At 66.1% G+C, this 14,959-nt stretch carries 16 protein-coding genes and 2 pseudogenes; 4 read left to right on the top strand and 14 right to left on the bottom strand.

What is annotated here, in order from left to right; genetic code table 11:
* Positions 1–239: 239 nt before the first annotated feature.
* From Asi02nite_RS39120 to Asi02nite_RS39105, 4 genes and pseudogenes are all read right to left on the bottom strand, one after another.
* Positions 240–1,334 (bottom strand): hypothetical protein, encoded by a 1,095-nt coding sequence (locus Asi02nite_RS39120; RefSeq protein WP_203719105.1) that lies wholly within the window; start codon positions 1,332–1,334, stop codon positions 240–242.
* A gap of 19 nt (positions 1,335–1,353) precedes the next feature.
* A complete protein-coding gene (locus tag Asi02nite_RS39115) occupies positions 1,354–1,701 on the bottom strand; it encodes a PadR family transcriptional regulator (protein WP_203719108.1) in 348 nt (115 codons plus the stop codon).
* 13 nt (positions 1,702–1,714) lie between these two features.
* Positions 1,715–1,948, bottom strand: a pseudogene (locus Asi02nite_RS39110) (NAD(P)-dependent oxidoreductase); the annotation flags it as partial.
* Positions 1,949–2,760: 812 nt separating this feature from the next.
* On the bottom strand, positions 2,761–3,204 hold the full coding sequence (locus tag Asi02nite_RS39105) for a hypothetical protein (protein ID WP_203719103.1): 444 nt from the start codon (positions 3,202–3,204) through the stop codon (positions 2,761–2,763).
* Positions 3,205–3,841: 637 nt separating this feature from the next.
* Here Asi02nite_RS39105 and Asi02nite_RS42530 point away from each other — a divergent pair.
* The gene (locus Asi02nite_RS42530; protein WP_203719102.1) at positions 3,842–4,003 is read left to right on the top strand and encodes a hypothetical protein; all 162 of its coding nucleotides are present in this window, start codon (positions 3,842–3,844) and stop codon (positions 4,001–4,003) included.
* Positions 4,004–4,018: 15 nt separating this feature from the next.
* Here the strand turns inward: Asi02nite_RS42530 and Asi02nite_RS43035 are convergent, their stop codons facing one another.
* Positions 4,019–4,573, bottom strand: a complete 555-nt coding sequence (locus Asi02nite_RS43035; RefSeq protein ID WP_275410445.1) for an RICIN domain-containing protein — start codon at positions 4,571–4,573, stop codon at positions 4,019–4,021.
* A 646-nt stretch (positions 4,574–5,219) separates the two neighbouring features.
* Here Asi02nite_RS43035 and Asi02nite_RS39090 point away from each other — a divergent pair.
* Entirely contained in the window at positions 5,220–5,882 is a 663-nt protein-coding gene (locus tag Asi02nite_RS39090) for a hypothetical protein (RefSeq protein WP_203719101.1), read from the top strand.
* Between the two features lie 25 nt (positions 5,883–5,907).
* Here the strand turns inward: Asi02nite_RS39090 and Asi02nite_RS42925 are convergent, their stop codons facing one another.
* The 6 genes from Asi02nite_RS42925 to Asi02nite_RS39065 all read right to left on the bottom strand — a co-directional run bounded on the left by Asi02nite_RS42925 (position 5,908) and on the right by Asi02nite_RS39065 (position 9,157).
* The gene (locus Asi02nite_RS42925; protein ID WP_373312427.1) at positions 5,908–6,174 is read right to left on the bottom strand and encodes a hypothetical protein; all 267 of its coding nucleotides are present in this window, start codon (positions 6,172–6,174) and stop codon (positions 5,908–5,910) included.
* A complete protein-coding gene (locus Asi02nite_RS42920) occupies positions 6,162–6,452 on the bottom strand; it encodes a SigE family RNA polymerase sigma factor (protein ID WP_373312425.1) in 291 nt (96 codons plus the stop codon). The genes Asi02nite_RS42925 and Asi02nite_RS42920 overlap by 13 nt, the downstream gene beginning before the upstream one ends.
* 427 nt (positions 6,453–6,879) lie before the next feature.
* A complete protein-coding gene (locus tag Asi02nite_RS39080; protein WP_203719099.1) occupies positions 6,880–7,122 on the bottom strand; it encodes a hypothetical protein in 243 nt (80 codons plus the stop codon).
* Between the two features lie 67 nt (positions 7,123–7,189).
* Positions 7,190–7,366 (bottom strand): hypothetical protein, encoded by a 177-nt coding sequence (locus tag Asi02nite_RS39075; protein ID WP_203719098.1) that lies wholly within the window; start codon positions 7,364–7,366, stop codon positions 7,190–7,192.
* A gap of 109 nt (positions 7,367–7,475) precedes the next feature.
* The gene (locus Asi02nite_RS39070) at positions 7,476–8,858 is read right to left on the bottom strand and encodes a hypothetical protein (RefSeq protein ID WP_203719097.1); all 1,383 of its coding nucleotides are present in this window, start codon (positions 8,856–8,858) and stop codon (positions 7,476–7,478) included.
* Entirely contained in the window at positions 8,858–9,157 is a 300-nt protein-coding gene (locus Asi02nite_RS39065; protein ID WP_203719096.1) for a sigma factor-like helix-turn-helix DNA-binding protein, read from the bottom strand. The genes Asi02nite_RS39070 and Asi02nite_RS39065 overlap by 1 nt, the downstream gene beginning before the upstream one ends.
* Positions 9,158–9,723: 566 nt before the next feature.
* Here Asi02nite_RS39065 and Asi02nite_RS39060 point away from each other — a divergent pair.
* Both Asi02nite_RS39060 and Asi02nite_RS42125 read left to right on the top strand, forming a co-directional pair.
* Positions 9,724–10,950 carry a M23 family metallopeptidase gene (locus Asi02nite_RS39060; RefSeq protein ID WP_203719095.1) on the top strand — a complete coding sequence of 409 codons (1,227 nt, stop codon included), beginning with the start codon at positions 9,724–9,726 and terminating at the stop codon, positions 10,948–10,950.
* Positions 10,951–12,236: 1,286 nt separating this feature from the next.
* On the top strand, positions 12,237–12,389 hold the full coding sequence (locus Asi02nite_RS42125; protein WP_239127643.1) for a hypothetical protein: 153 nt from the start codon (positions 12,237–12,239) through the stop codon (positions 12,387–12,389).
* 100 nt (positions 12,390–12,489) lie between these two features.
* Here the strand turns inward: Asi02nite_RS42125 and Asi02nite_RS42520 are convergent.
* The 3 genes and pseudogenes from Asi02nite_RS42520 to Asi02nite_RS39050 all read right to left on the bottom strand — a co-directional run.
* Positions 12,490–12,702, bottom strand: a pseudogene (locus Asi02nite_RS42520) (monooxygenase family protein); the annotation flags it as partial.
* A 26-nt stretch (positions 12,703–12,728) separates the two neighbouring features.
* Positions 12,729–12,920, bottom strand: coding sequence for an alpha/beta fold hydrolase family protein (locus tag Asi02nite_RS42515; RefSeq protein WP_373312426.1), 192 nt, complete (start codon positions 12,918–12,920; stop codon positions 12,729–12,731).
* Between the two features lie 1,092 nt (positions 12,921–14,012).
* The gene (locus tag Asi02nite_RS39050; protein WP_203719094.1) at positions 14,013–14,516 is read right to left on the bottom strand and encodes a hypothetical protein; all 504 of its coding nucleotides are present in this window, start codon (positions 14,514–14,516) and stop codon (positions 14,013–14,015) included.
* Positions 14,517–14,959 lie beyond the last annotated feature (443 nt).

The raw sequence follows: 14,959 nt of genomic DNA, 5'->3' as shown, positions 1-14,959 counted from the left end.
ACGCATCCGCAGATCGCGTACGTCGATAATCGACTCGTCCTCGGCCGGCCGCATCTGACGACTGTAGCTGCCGGGCCCGAAGGCGGACAGCCGTGAGCGACCGTGCACTTCCGTTTGCAATAGCGTGCGGGTATGACTCAGTGGAGTGTTTGGGCGCCGGTGCTCGATAACCGTGTCGGCCAGTTGCGAGCCACGGCGCCGCCGAGGTTCGCCGGTTGCTCCGCTCGCTGGGCTCGTGCCTACGAAACTGCGCCTTCGGACCATTCTGTCGCCACCGCAATAGCCTTCAAAGCTTTGCCATCAGCATCATCTGACGACTTCGCCGGAGCCCTGGTGGCCTTGCCGGTTGTTGACAGCGCGAAGGCGCCGGCGAGAAGGATTACACCGATGGCAGCGGCGGGGCGTGCGAGCGCGAACTGGTAGCCGCCCCAGGGTGGCGCAGCCCGTGCGTTGGCGTCGGCGACGACGAGCGCGATGAGATTCAACAGGCAGGCGGGTACGGAGACGACGGCGCCGACGACCGCCATCGCATTGAGGGCGAAGCGTTTCACAACCGATTGGCGGCGGCTGCGTGCGCTGGCGGCGGCGGTTACGAGCCAGGCGAAAAGGACACCCATCACTGCGCCGAGTCCGCCGAGTCCGTACGCGAGCCGAGGCGGTGTTGGGTACACCTCGACGACTGCGTCGTCGAAGCTGGCATCACGGTTCACGTACCACAGGGTGGTGCGCAATCCGTCTCGTTCGGCAACCAGGCGCCCTTCGTTCATGGTGACCCGCCATCCAGAGGCTGCCAGGCGGTTGGCCGCCTGGGTGTAGACGGCCTTGCGATCGACCACCGGTGTTTGCGCGTAGTCGAGGTGGACACCGCCAGGTCGAAGCTCTGGACTGCCGACCACGGTCAGCAGCGCGGAGTCAGCGTCGGATCCCCACGGCCCGATCGGATCGTCGCGGCGCGTGACAGTGTGAGGCTCCCCGTTCGGCAGCAACGACGCTCCCACGACGGTGGCGTGTTCGATCGTCGGCCACGGCGCGGCCGATGACTGCCAGCCGATCCAGCTTGCCGCCGCGCCGAACGTCCCGGCGCCGACGATCGCGAGCATCACTACGAAGGCCCGGGTGCCCGCCCCACGTATCCGAAGCCGGCATCGCAGGCCGTCGAGCGTAACGGTGACTGCCTCGCGCGCTGACCCGGCGCGATGGTTATCGGCTGCGGAGTCGAGCAGCGCCGTGAGCATGTCGCTACCGTGCAGTTTGCGATGCCAGCGCGGGTAAGCCAACAGCAGCCAGCGGTAACGTCGCAGCAGCGGAGGCTGTTCCGAGTCCTCGTCGACCACGGTGACGTGCTCCTCTGGCTCAGGCAGGCAGTGGGGTGGGGACGGTTTTCGGCTGATCGGTAAGCGTTGCCAGTCGCCGCATCGCAGCAGCCGCTAGGTCTCGTCGGCGTTGGGCCTCGCCCCGCAGAGTGTCTGCCCCGTGCGGGGTGAGGCAGTAGTAGCGGCGCACGCGCCCACCGGCCCATTCGTCTTCGCGGTCCACCTCGACGAGCCCTTCCTGGGTCAATCGGTCGAGCGCGGCGTACAGCGTGCCAGGACGAACGGTGCCGGCCACTTGGGTGACTTCGTCAATTGCTCGCATGATCCCGTAACCGTGCAGCGCGGGCCCGGCGAGCACGGTCAGGACCAGGAACGTGGGCTCTTGCATCGGCACGCCGCCACTATACCGATGATCTGAGTAGGGAGAAGGCCTGCCCTCGCAAGGAAATCTGCCCGGTGAGGACGCGTGCCGCCTCATCGGCTGCGAACAGGTACCGGGTGTCCGGCGTCAGCGGCGCCTGGATCGTCAGGTAGTCGGACCCGCCGATCAGCTCGTCCAGGCCGACCGGCCGCACGTCGTCGGCGCGCATCGCCTCCGGATCCGGGAACGGTTCGTGCGACCGCACATGGACCCCCGAACGACTGAGCGCGCGTGGCGATCAGCCGGGCGATCGCGCCGTAGCCCAGCGGGCCGAAGACCTAGAGAACCTCGACCAGGCCGAGGTACGCCAGGTTCCGGGTCGAGCGCGGCGGTGGGCCGCTTGCCGTCTCTTGCAGCGGTTGGATGGGAAGCTAGCTCGGTGCGGGTCAGGCCGAAGTTGAGGTCCCGCTCGAGGTGCAGCGCGGTCATGTCGGCGTTGGCCTGGGTTGTCCCACCACTCGCGGCAGCGCAACGGTCGATCGCGAGCCACAGTGTAATCGCGCCCTCCCGGCGTCGGGGACGAGCACGGCCGGATGCCAGGCCCGGCTGCGCTCCGCCGTGCCGCGGTCCAGCAGGTCCGCGGTCTGGATCAGCGCCAGGTGGGAGAAACCCTGCGGGAAGGTGCCGATGTGCCGCCGAGTGAACGGGTCGTACTCCTCCGCCAGCAGGCCCAGGCCATTACGCGGCCTAAGCAAGGGTTCGAACAACACCTCCGCCTCAGCCCGGCGGCCCTGCAGCGCGTAGACGTCGGCGAGCCAGAAGCTGCAAGCGAGGAACGGGCTCTCGGCGCCCGGCAACCCGTCGTGGCCGTGCTCGGTGTCGTACCGGAAACGAGACCGCCGCGCATCAGGCCGTTCTCGATTGCCTCCACAGTGGAGACCATCTGCGGGTCGTCGGCCTCGATGGCTTCACCGGCGGTGCGCGGGAGGCGACACCGCGGAACGCTTCCGCCGTGACCGCCTCGCCGCGGCTCCGCAGGTCGTTGGTGACCTGTCCTTCTGTAATCGCGACGAGGTAATCAACAGTTCAGTAGTCGGCGAAGGGCAGAGGCGGCTTATTGAACCAAGGATCCCATCGCAACGCACGGGAACTGTTTGCCTCGTGGACCGCGTAACGGAACTTGCGGACCGGATAGGAGATGGTGTGCTCCAGGCAGCCGGCGTGTGAACCGTTGGGGTCCTGGTACAGGATCGGTTCGTCGAGGGTGGGGTCCACCTGTAGGCCCGGCTCTAAAAGGTCGCCGATCCAATCGCAGATTTTGAGGACCTTGTAATGGTTGGTGAAGACGTTGATCTGTATGAAACCGATCTCTTCACCTCCCCACATTATTGGCTCGTCCACCGAGTCGATCAAATCCTCACCCGACAAACCAGTCGGATTGATCGACTTCGACGCTGGAGCAGCGCGCATCTCATCGGCGGACGGCGGCGCGGAGTGGGCCGCGGACCCCATCGCAAGTGTCAAGACCACCGCCAACGATAGCGACGCGAGGTTCCTGATCCGTCTGGTACGTGACCTCGGCGCCCTGTTCCTCCTTGTTAGCACGATGCCCCACGATAAGGCCGGGTACCTTCATCTTCGCTTCACGCTCGATCGCCATCATGCAGACCTCTACTCAGGCGGATGGACACCGTCGTCACAGCGCTGCGGCCGAGTCGGGCCAGAACGCAACTTCCAAGCTTTCGATTTAGGTAGATGACGGCAGGATTGTTGACGTGTCGGCGGCGACCGATTCAGGCTACTGATTGACCACGTCGCTGACTTCAAGCCAAGCGGGGCTTCACGCCCTCGGTCCACGACACGGTGGAGCCGAAAGCAGGATTACTCCACGAAGGCCGCAAGCGTGCCCTGTTACGACCGGGGCAACGTCGCCTGCCATAACGGATCGTGCGGCCGGTACCCCTTCTGGTACGCGAAAGGCACCGGTGACAATCGGGCAGTGAATGGGTGAGAGGCGGTGCGCGGGGATGCGCGGGGGGCGTCGCACACCCACCAGTCCTCTACGCTCCAAGATAGCGCAGAAGACTAATATGGGTGACGCTGGCCGGACGCGTCCTGGACATCGTAATGGCCAGGTGTCGCAGGTCGGAAAGAGTCTCGTTTCCTGATGCAGCTGCTGTGCCTGACGGTGATCGAACCACGGAGCAGCGTCGGCGACCGCGACCTGCGCGATCGCAAGGTCGACGTGCTGCGCTCCATCCGGCCCCTGACCCTCGAACAGGCGGTCAACCGCACCCGGCGCCCGCTACACCGGCGGCCGGATCGGTGACCGGGCCGTGCCCGCCTAAGCCCACGAAGAAGGCGTCGACCCCGCGCACCGCAGGAAAACGTGCGCCGAACTGCGGCTCGAGGTCAACAACTGGCGCTGAACCGGCACGAACTTCCGGCTGCGCACGGGCAAAGCGCTGGGCCGCGACCTCAAGGAGATCGCCGTCCATTTCCGGCCTGTGCCGCACCTGCCCTTCGGACAGGAGGCACGGGTCCGGCCCAACGGGCTCAGCTTCGGCCTCGAGCCGGAGAACGTGGCACTCGAGCTCACCGGCACGGGCCAGCACCCGGACACGCTCGCGCCGCTGTCGTCGTACGAGCAGGTCGCGTTGACGATCGGGATGTTGTTCCCGGCGTCGGCGTTCTTCACCGCGAGGCACTTGTCGTTGTGCACGTTGCCGTCAGGCGAATACGTGTGCAGCGGCTTGAGCCGGTAGACGTTGGCGGTGGACTCCTTCTCCACCACGATCCAGTCGTTGTCCGGCGCCGCTGCGGTCCAGGGCGCCTGAATCATCGGCGCGGTGTTCCCGGTCGCGGCGTTCAGGACCGCCATCACCTTGGTCTTGCCCAACTCGTAAGGTGTTCAGGTTGATAAGCGGCGTGGTTTTCACGATCACCGGTGCCGCCTGTGCGGGGGCCTGGCTCGCGACCACGGTGGCAGTGGCCGCCAGGGCGACGGTCACCGCCGAGCGGACTACCTTGTTCGCACGCACCTGCGGGTTCTCCTTAGGGTCGCCGATCGCACCTCCGCAAACCGCACGGAACGGCGACCCCGCCGCCGCTTGATCGAACGGGACGACGGCTGCCGTCACCTTCCCTTGAGCGTTTCCGTGAGCCGTTGAATTGTCGCCTCCGCGGCCGCTTCGTCGCCGCCGGCGCGGAGGAGAATCGGCGACGACGCGCGTCGTGGGAGCGCGCAAGGCCGGCGGTGAGCCGACCATCCAGTAGGACGTCACCTCGTCGACACCCTCGACGGTCTCGAGTTCGGTAAAGAGGGCCGGGCCGGCGGCCGCCGCGTCCGGGACGTCGACGTCACCACCGCCGCCGTGACGACGAGCAGGATGTTGGGCGGGCCGGCGCCGAACTCGTCAAACCACGACGGTGAGCGGCCATCGCCGAGAACCGCACGGCCCCAAGGTCACCATGGGTAATCCGACTCCGCCTCCCGTCCAGATCGCGCTGCAGACGCGAGCAGCTGTAACTGGCAGGATGGCGGTGTGAGCGAGGCCGTCGAACCGTGGCGTCATGTCGGTCGGGTGTACACCAATGGCCAGCAGTTCCTCGTACTCGACATCGGTGTGCTCGCCGCCTGGCGTGCTACCGAGGAACAGATCGATGAACTCGTTGAGCTTGGCTCTTGCGTTACGACGCTGCCCGTCGGTGACGGTATTGCCGGGATCGTTGCAGTCGACGCCAGCATCAACGACGAAGGGTGGCTAGAAGTCTTCCAACGCGGGACGGACCATGTCGCCATCGTCCAGGGCCTCGGTTCGCCGTATCGCGACGTAATGGTTCGGGCGTTGTCCTATTCCAGTACCACGCAGGCCGATGACGCCTTTATCGAGATCGGTGGCGATGAGCTGGTGCTATGGGATTCTGCCCTGGACGGCGCAGAGGACACTCACACAGGCCTTCACCACGCTGTGCCACGCCGACTACCTGCCGACCCCCAGCCGCTTCACGCCGGCTCCCCGCTACCCCCGGCCGGTCTCCGCATTCCCGTGCGTCCGGGCACCTACCAACTCGACGTACGCTGGAGAACCGCACTCGGTGATGGTGCCCACTTCGCCCGATGGCTACTCAAGCGGCGGAACGGACAGACGACGGCTCGCCATCAACTCAAGCGCTCTGCCAGGTTGGCTGTCCTACCACCGGCCTGATGGAGCCACAGTGGACACGAATGGCTCACACCCCGCGACGAAACTCGATTGGAGTAGGAGTACTAGGGGGCGGCGCACGACGGAGCCGGTGACTTGTGTCACTCGGCGCGCGAAATTGTTCGCTGGGCGTTACGACCAGTATCCGGCCCTCAGGGATGTCTGAGGGCCGGATACTGAACTGCGGTATCGCCTCCGAGTCACGTAGGTCCTTCGCCAATGCGGCCCGCCCGCGCGCGAGCCAGGATTTCACCGTGTTCGATCGCGCATCGAGGGCCGTGGCTACCTCGTCGATGGACAGGTCGACCAGGTGGTAAAGGACGAGTGCCGCTCGACCTGGTATGGCAACCCACGCAGCGCTGCCACCAGATCGAGGCGCTCGAGCGTCATTTCCGGCACGATGTCCGGCGTCGGCGCAAGCCGACCGGCCCGGAAGAGGTGGTCGAAGACACGCCGCCGCCGGAATCGGTTGCGCGCCAGATTGAGCGCGACCGTGCGCAGCCATGCCTCGTGGTCGGCCACCTCAAAGAACCGCCGCGGTCGGGCGACCGCTCGGACGAACGCCTCTTGCACAACGTCCTCCGCCTCAGCTAGGTCACCGGTCACTCCGTACAACTGGCCGACCAGCCGGCGGAAGGACGCCAGGTAGGCCTGGCGTACCGCTTCCTCGTAGTCGCCCCATCAGCTTGGCTCCACGGTCACACGGAAGGACAAATGAACGGGGTGTCGCCGTTGCGCTCCAGCGAAGGGTTCCTCCTGGAGAATCCGACGGCGGGTTGCGCCGGCCGGCGTGTAATCGTGCGCGTTGCAATGGCCTGCTCGTAGTCGAGACCGGCACCGACGCGCCTGACTCTCCATACAGGCGGCCACGTCATCCACGAAGTCCTGCCTCGGCAACCGAGAAGCGTAGGAATGTGGTCAGCACAAGTGCGCCTCGTGCGATGTCGCTGATAGCAGTGGGGGTAGCGGTGACGTGTCGCGGGTTTCCAGCGGCTTTGGATCAGGGCGAGTCCGCGTTCGCCTGGCGCGGTTTTGCGCGGTGCAGAGCGTTGTAGGTTCGGTTGTCGATCGCGAGTTGCCGGCCATCGGCTGGCTGCTTGTATGGGGTGTAGATGCCCATTCCTGCGCCTTCGTAGCCGGGCATGACGTCGGATATCCAGAGCGACACACCGTCAGGACGGATGAACGCCTGCACATCTCGCCCGCCGGCGGTGTTTCCCGGAATACCAGGCGTCGATAGCATCACCTTTGACGCTGGTGGTGGTCTGTGCTCATCGGTCGGACTCGATCGATGAGCCGTCAAGTACGACCTACGCCAAGCCGGCCTCGGCTGCCCGCCTCAGGGCCTGAGCCTGATGCAGGTCGGGTGACTGGGCGGCGAGTACCCCTTCCGCGATGTACCGGTAGCCGGTGGCTCCGGAGCCGCCGAACCCAGCCGCGAGCAGGGTGACGTCTTCGTTCTTGCGGAACCAGACCAGGACCGTCAACGCCCTTCTTGCCGCAGGTTGATGCCCGCGTCCAGCGGCGGGTGCCTGGCTCAGGATGTTTACGGTACGGACGCATGCGCCTCTCGGTTGCTCCGACGGTCGGGCGCCGTCACCATGGAATGACGTCGGGGTCGCTCGGCGGATTCGTTGGCAGCTTTGCCGTTGCAACGATCCTCCCGTCGCGGTCGAGGGCTTCGAAGACGAGGGTTGGGCCGTCGGGTGCGTTGACCACAGCCGACAGCCCTTTGACGTCGGCGGCGTCGACGAGCGCGCCGTCTCGGGCGGCTCGTACGGTCGTCGCGCCGTCGGGCACGATGACGAGGACGGAGACACTCTCACCGAGCCGGATCGGCAGTGCGATGTTCGGCTCTGTCGGATCGTTGGGCATCCAATGCATGGCTCCGGTGGAGATGGCGCCGCCAGGCGCGGTCGGGTTGGGCCAGATCGAGATCTGTAAAGTCCAGCCGCTGTGTGCCTGAGGCCAGGCGGTGAGGACTGCTTCGCCGTTGTAGGGACCGCTGGCGTCAGGCTTCGTGTCGGCTACCTGACCACCCCAGAGGACGCGGGCGGGGCCTGCCATAAGGTTCGGTTGAGACAGCGGGTCGCTGACCGCATCACGCGCTTTGTCGCGGTTGACTTGGCCGCGGGCGCGCATCAGTGCCTCGTCGAGCTGAGCATCGGTGACAACCGCGCTTCGCGGCGGGAACGCATCGGCTGGCCGCATTTCTTTGACAACGCCGTCACAGACCGCCCGCCACCATTCCGCGCGCTCGGTGGCCCGGGTCCGAATCACGTACGAGCCGGTCGGCTCTGGTGTCCATTGATCGAGGGCGGGCAGAGGTGCGGTTTCCACAACGCACCCCGCTGGCACCAGCCCAACGGCAGCATTGGCCGCCCCGTTGGCAGCGGAGAGGCCGGATTCGACCGAGAACGGATCCAACCCGTCGCCGATGCCGGCCGTGGCCCTTGGGCTGGCGAGTTCCGCTGCGGAGGCGCCTGGGCGGGCCGCGAACCAAGCGCTTGCGTTCTCCCATCCCGAATGGTCTGGCATAGCGAGGTGGAACGCCACGAGAGCCACCCGGGCGCTTCCGATATCGTCGAGGAAGAGCACGTTGACCTCTGTGACCGAGGCAGTCACTCGGAACTTACCGGCCCGCTGCCGGTCGGCGACCAAGCGGGCGAACTCCGCCACGAAGGCCGGATCAGATGCGCCTACCTTGCCGCGGATCGGGCTCTTTCGCAGCCGTTCGGCCCACTGGTGGATATCGCCTGGCAACTGACTATCGCTTACCGATCGGTCGGCACGGTCAGGCAGCAGTGGCACGGTGACCCCGACGGCGGCGGCCAGCGCGAGTCCCACGCCGGCAACAGCCACGCGCCGCCGACGGACCCGCCGACGACGGAGCCGCAGTCGACCGAATGGATCCGGCGCTGGCCGAACCTCCTCAGCGATCTCCACGAGCGCCTCCCGGATCCGCTCATCCATCCTCATCACCGGTTCTCCTTTGTCAGTTCTTGGTTGCCGAGAGCGGCCCGCAGGCGCGCCAAGCCACGTGACGCGTGGCTCTTCACCGCGCCAACAGGCCAGCCCAGTAAGGTCGCGACCTCCGTCTCAGGCATGTCATCGAGGTACCGCCGGACAACCACCACCCGGGTACGCGGCGGCAGACCGCGCAGCGCAGAGAGATCCTCAGCGTCGTGCGCCGAGCCGGTGAGCAGGTACGCGACCCGCAACAGGTCCCCGTGGCGCAGGTCTACAAACTCCCGGAACCCGCCATCGTCATCCGCCACCGCATTGCTCCTCTGGGTTGTCGCTACCTACACGACCCGAGTAGCCGTCGAAACGTTGCAGCGGGGAGTCAGTTATTCGAGGAGCACGTACCGCCGCGCAAGCGTTTCTCCATTCGCGTCCCCGCGAGCCAGCCGAGCGGCTGCTGGTGGGCGAGGGGGAACGTCGCCTGCGCCGGGATATGCGAGACCGCCATGAGCGTCCGGTGCCTCGGTCTGCACGAGGACGCAGGCGCTCCGCCGGCATCGCGGAGGTACCCGCAGGGCGAAAGGGCGACCTTCGCAGCCCGCGCCCTGGGCCGAACCAGAGGATCACGTCCGTCTGGCTGGCGGCGCGTTAACTCTGGCTATGCGAGCGGCCGGCCAACCTCGATGTCCCCCGGGTGATTGTGCATGGGCGGGGTCAGTACTTGAAGCCGCCGTCTGTTCCCGTCGTTGGCCGATGACCGTCGGCTTGACGCCCGGGGGCCTCGGTGAAGCAGATCCGAATGCACCCATGTCCTATCGTCTGCGATCGATTGAATTGACGCTCCGTGAAGCAACCCCTCCACATCAGAGAAAAGGTGATCATGCGAAAGAGAATCGCAGCGTCGATGGCGATGGCGGCGCTCGCCGCCATCGCCATCTCCGTCCTTGATGCGTCTGCGGCGGGAGCGGCCGGCCCGCGACCGAACTTCCGCGCACCGTGGCCGTGCGGTCAACAACGCGAGTACTACCACCACGCCACCGAGGTGAACAACGCCATCGATTTCAACATCGCCGGCAATGGAGATCTTGGCACTCCGGCGCTTGCCTCGGCATCGGGAACCGTTATCGAGGCAGTCCGAAACCATCCTGGGTACGGCAATTATGTGCGGTTGAGCCATGCCAACGGCTGGTTCAGCTTGGTGGCACACCTCGACTCGATCAGCGTCTCCGTCGGGCAGGCCGTCCAGACCGGGCATGAGCTGGGCAAAGTCGGCAACACCGGCAACTCGTCCGGCCCACACCTGCACTACGAGCAGGAAGCCGACAACATCGGCAACAACCAGCCGATCGTGATCGACGGTGTGGCTCTGCGGTACAACTCCACACCCGCACTGCACCGGAGTGGCAACTGCGGCGGCGGCGGGTTCGATGACATCGGGGTTTACCGACCCGCGGAGGCGACGTTCTACCTCAAGGGCGGGCCGGCCGTACACTTCGGCAACCCAAACTTCCGGCCGTTGATGGGCGACTGGAACGGCGATGGGCTGGACACGCCGGGCGTGTTCCGACCGGACAACCGAACCTTCTACCTCAAGAACTCGAACACGAGTGGCAATGCGGACGGCGTCTACGGCTTCGGAAACGCCACCGACATCCCGGTGGCTGGTGACTGGAACGGGGACGGAACGACCGGCTTCGGTGTCTTCCGGCCCTCGAACGGCACCTTCTATCTCAAGAACCAGTTCGACAACACCGGGGTTGCCGAGATCACCGCAGTATTCGGTACAGACGGCGACATCCCGGTCGCGGGCGACTGGGACGGGAACGGCACCGACACCATCGGTGTGTACCGGCCGAGTGAACGGGCCTTCTACCTGCGGAACGTGAACTCCAGTGGCGCCTCGCAGGGAAGGTTCGTCTACGGCAATCCGGGCGACAAGCCCATCGTCGGGGACTGGAACGGTGACGTGTACGACACAATCGGGGTCTACCGACCCTCCAACGGAGTCTTCTATCTGAAGAACTCCAACAACAACGACGGGGAAGCCGACATAGCTGTCGGCTATGGCAGCCCTGGCGACGTCCCGATCAGCGGCAGTTGGCGCTGAGGTAAATCTCGTTCAGGGACCCGGTTCGAAGGCGTCGGCCGGTGACCGGGTCCCGCCGCTGGCGATCTTCGGCGCGGGGTCCCGTCGGACTGCTCGTCGCGCACAGTGCGACGCTGCTCGGGGCGTCCCAGTTCTTCGGCGTCGACAAGGAAACCGGACCGGCCGGCGCCGGCCGCACACTTCGGCGCCACTCCGGTCGACATCGCGGACGTTGACCCGGGCCCAGTCCATCATGGACGATGTGAACAGCTGCGGTGTCGACTGTGGAGTCGAGGCGGTCGGCTAGCAGGCGCACGATCAGGCGGGCGAGGAGCAACCGGAGCTGGCGCTCGACCAGCTCGTCACCGTGGTCCGCGCGACGGGCGGCGTCGGCGTGGTTGGCGTCTCCCTCGATGCAGCCACCGAGCCGGCAAAGGAGAGCCGGATCGTGTTCGACTTCGGCGCGGCTTGAGCCAAGGGTTTGCGGATCGGCACGGGCCAGTGCCCAATCAGGGCCTACAACAGGGAGTTCGCCGACCTGATCATTCGCGGCGAAGGCCGCACCCTCGAAGGTCGTGTCCCACGAACTGTCCCTCGATCAGGCGGTGCAGGCGTACGACCCGACAAGCGCGACAAGGGGTGGACCAGGGTCGTCCTACATCCGGGCCAGAGCGGTTGACGACCCGACCGGGGAATCACGCCTCGGGCGCAAGGTGCGGATCGGTGGTGGCGTGGGCGAGGCCGACCAGCGTCAGGACCGTATCCGCGGGGCCTGCCCGGCGGGGCGTACAACCGCAGGTCGGTCCGGTTGGTCGTGTGCACCGCGGTTGGTCGCCGATGAGGAACCAGGCCGGCTGGGTCACGGTGGCACGACGGTCGCCACCGTGCCGTGCGCGTCGCTCGACGCGGACCTGCTCCACCGTCGCGCCGGTCAGGCGCAGCCCGGGCCACGACCGGTGTTGACCGCGGCTCTCGCCAGCGGCCGTGGTCGCGTACCTCGGCCAGCACGCGCCCGTGGCGGAGTAGGGCGCCGGTCACCTCACAGATCGGGTCGGGCCTGGGCGGTCCGCGTACGCGTGCTCCAGGCTGCTGGTCGCCAGCTCCACCAGCGTTTGCCGGACCGCGTTGCCCCTTTGGACGGACCCGACGCCGCGCTCGTCGAACCACCGGCTCAACCGGGTGCGCAGGGCGCGGATCTGCCCCGTCTCCCCGCCACGAGCGTCGCGGCGAACGGAGACGCCGGGTCGAGCCGACGGCCGGCCAGCAGGGTGATGCCGTCGTTGGCCGGGCGTCAGAGGGGTCAGCAGGTGTCGGGCACGTTGGTGGCCTTACCCATCGTGGCCTGGCCGATCCTGTTCATCACCTGCCCGGAGCAGGGCGCGCGGATCGGCGCACCCGCCGCCACCGCCGCCCTGCTGGGCCTGGCGCCGCTGGCCTGGTTCGCGCTGATCTTCGCCTGACTGTAACGCCGGCTCGGCTGGGCTGCCGACGCTGCTCATCTCGTGGGCGACCTGCCTGCTCCTGGACCTCCTGCTCTCCCGCTTGCAGCTCGGCCCGACGCAGCGCGTACGTCTCGTGCCAGAAGCCCGCGCCGCCCGAGTCCTGCAGGAAGCCCAGCCACCACTGCCGGTGTGGCTCCGAACGCGCGAACGCGAGCAGCGACGGCAGGTCACGCCAGTACTGCCGCATCCCCATGTTCATCGGGAAGATCGAGTAGTACACGGGCTCGTGCAGCAGCAACCCGTCGGGATTGCCCGCGACCGACTGGCTGATCCTGCCGGTTCACGCGCGCTGGCATCTCAGGCTCCCTTGTGGTCGATCGTCGCAGCCGCCGCCAGTACGGCCTCGAACGCCGCTTCCGGACGGGAAATGATGAACACGTGAGAACCGGCCACCTCGGAGACGGTCGCGCCGGCGCGTTCCCCCATCCGGCGCTGGGTGTCGGGCGGGATGACCCGGTCCTCGGTGCCGATGACGGCCCAACCCGGCAGGAACTTCCAGGCGGGGGCCCGACGGCGTCGTGTTGGCGCCCAGCGTGATCGGCCGTTGCCCCTCGGCGATGAACCAGCGTCGGTACGGCCGACCGCATCTTGACGGGCATGCCTTGATCGCCTCGTACCTACATCCCGGCCGAGCAGGTGGCAGACCAGGACACCCGCGTGCGGATGCGTGCAGCCGTTGATCTAGCCTTCGCCCCCACCGCAGCTGGGTCGCCACCTATTAGCCGACGCTCTGGCGGCCGGCATCGCGGTGCCCCGGTGCGCCGCCGACGCGGTTTGCGGCCGCGACACCACGTGCGCCACTTCCGCGAAAGCCACAGCATCGGCCACTGTTCGGCTGACGGGCGTCGCGTGTGCCGATCGCCTATTGCGGAGCCGGTTCCAGGGGCGTGCGCTACTACACCTCGGCGTGGCTTGCGCCCAGAAGCCCCCGCCGCTTAGCCGGTTGATCCGCACTCGACCGCGCGGCGGTTCTTGTAGATTTCGGGCGAAGGCCGGTTGTCGGCTGCCGCGGGATTCCTTCGCCTGACGGTGGGCGTCCTGATCAGCCTTCGATGGGGTGTGGCCTTGACCCCCGTCGGCGTAGGTACCGGCGGTTGACCCCGCGGCACACGAACGCCCTCCAATACCGCCGCGAACTGCGGGCTATCACCACGCTGGCTCCCGGTCACCCAGGATCGGCAACAGCTTCTGGCCCTGCTCACTAGCGAGATGAATTAGTGTAAGCCACCATGTGAGCGCCCCAACGCGCGATCGAACGGCCCTAACCGTAGACCACCCGGTTCCCGCTGACGGTCGGGGATCCCGCCGGGCGCCAGCGCCGAGCGTTGCAGAATGGAAGACACGAGTAACCCGAATAGAGCGAGCGGTGGCGGGCCAGGTTGGGCCCGCCACCGTGCGGAGGTGGGTTACCCTGAGTCGCGCCGGCGACACGACATCCCATCACGATTTAGCTATGCGCATCCGCGAGATCAAGCGAGGTCCCCGAGATGACGCCGTTGATCAAGCTAGCGGGTTGCCATGGGGTGATCTGACGAAGCGTTCGCCTGTAGGGTTGACGCACCTTTCGCCCTCCGCGTGCATTCAGAAGGCGCAGGTCTTCAATGAGTACACCGGATCCCAACGCACAGGATCTTGCCGACCGGCCCAATACCAAGTGATGACGGGTTGCCCAACCGAGCCGCCTAGGTCCTTGCCATAGAACCACACGCCCATACTGCCGTGGTTGTGTGTGTCGAACAGTCCCGCAAAGCCGCTCAGGTCGAAGACGTCACACTGATAGAACTTGAAGACCCAGTAGTTGCGCTGAATACTTTGGATTGTGCAAATGGCGTCACCACAAGACTCATGCACATAGGCGCGTGCGAGTTGAGCTGCCTGTGCGGGGTTTGTGGCGGAGCCTTGAATGTATATTACGGTGCATTTTCCGTCGCTGCGGGCCTTGGCCTGCTGCCTGCCACCTGGGATTCCTGCCCAATCTCCTGGACCTCGACACCAGTCCACTTCGATAGAGCCCGCAGTGCCGACGGGCGCGGCGGTAGAGGCCGCAGCTGGAGCGGCAAAAACTAAGGCCGAGGCAGCGGTCATCAACGACACTATCGCGGCATTGATTAGTCGGCGTCTCCTTGACATTTAGATCTCCATTCGCGCGTCTGTTTGATAGATACCGACAATGGGAACTGATCGTCGGGTCGCTCGCAAGCAGGTCGTCGACCCAGGCGACCTCGGGGAATCTGGTGTGCTTAATTGCGACCCAACGAATTGCCGAGGGCCGCATACTCCCATCGAGCAGATGCTTCAAGTAACCAGCATAAACCTCGCCAAGTCCCCTCGAAGGCAATCAAGGTCATGATTGGATCGTATTTCTACGATCAGAGCATAGGGAGCTTTCACGCTGCTTTCACTTGCTCGGCGAACCGGTACCGGCACGCCGCGTGAAACAGATATGAAAGGTTTCCACCTGGACCGCCGCGAGTGCCAGTCCGGCATCAGCAAGGCGGTCCAGGGCACCGTAGAGAGTTCCGGGCCTC

It is taken from the genome of Asanoa siamensis, from assembly GCF_016862555.1.
In the GTDB taxonomy this organism is placed as follows: Bacteria; Actinomycetota; Actinomycetes; order Mycobacteriales; family Micromonosporaceae; genus Asanoa; species Asanoa siamensis.
The sequence above is the reverse complement of the archived record's forward strand: the minus strand, read 5'-3'. Positions and strand labels throughout refer to the sequence as shown.

Coding starts and splice junctions, on each gene's coding strand:
- Asi02nite_RS39115 (WP_203719108.1), bottom strand. CDS start 1,701: ATGCAAGAGCCCACGTTCCTGGTCCTGACCGTGCTCGCCGGGCCCGCG.
- Asi02nite_RS42530 (WP_203719102.1), top strand. CDS start 3,842: ATGCAGCTGCTGTGCCTGACGGTGATCGAACCACGGAGCAGCGTCGGC.
- Asi02nite_RS39080 (WP_203719099.1), bottom strand. CDS start 7,122: ATGCTATCGACGCCTGGTATTCCGGGAAACACCGCCGGCGGGCGAGAT.
- Asi02nite_RS39070 (WP_203719097.1), bottom strand. CDS start 8,858: ATGAGGATGGATGAGCGGATCCGGGAGGCGCTCGTGGAGATCGCTGAG.
- Asi02nite_RS39060 (WP_203719095.1), top strand. CDS start 9,724: ATGCGAAAGAGAATCGCAGCGTCGATGGCGATGGCGGCGCTCGCCGCC.
- Asi02nite_RS39050 (WP_203719094.1), bottom strand. CDS start 14,516: ATGACCGCTGCCTCGGCCTTAGTTTTTGCCGCTCCAGCTGCGGCCTCT.